Source organism: Bacillus sp. EKM206B (genome assembly GCF_011066015.1).
Taxonomy (GTDB): domain Bacteria; phylum Bacillota; class Bacilli; order Bacillales; family Bacillaceae; genus Bacillus; species Bacillus velezensis.
In genome coordinates this window covers 1-497 of record NZ_JAAMNL010000036.1, presented here as the reverse complement: position 1 = coordinate 497, position 497 = coordinate 1, and the positions used below count along the sequence as shown (strand labels likewise).

Genomic DNA, 497 nt, shown 5'->3' with positions numbered 1-497 from the left:
GGATATCGAAAAATCACAGCCATACTAAAAAAGAGAATGTGTATTAACCATAAAACGGTTCAACGTATTATGCAGAAAAATCAATGGCAGTGTCGGGTTAAGGTGAAAAAGCGCAAGAAGGATGGGCAGCCATATGCCGTGGTCGATAATATATTGGATCGGAACTTTCAGTCTGATCGTCCTCTTGAAAAACTAGTAACGGACATCACATATTTGCCTTATGGACAGAAACAATTGTACCTTTCCAGTATATTAGATTTATACAATGGAGAAGTGATTGCTTTTACTATTGGGGATAAGCAGGACACAGCCTTTGTCTTAGACACACTTGATCAGCTACCAATGCTGCCTGAGAACTGCGTGTTACATAGTGACCAAGGTTCTGTGTATACATCTTACGAGTATCAAAAAGCTGTTAAAACAAAAGGCATTACCATGAGCATGTCCCGCAAAGGGACGCCCGCTGATAATGCCTCCATCGAATCGTTTCATTCCTC

Annotated in this window: 1 protein-coding gene; it reads left to right on the top strand. The window is 40.8% G+C overall.

Annotation, left to right across the window (positions count from 1 at the left end):
- On the top strand, positions 1–497 hold a 497-nt coding region (locus tag G9F50_RS20270; RefSeq protein ID WP_165406621.1), incomplete at both ends, for an IS3 family transposase.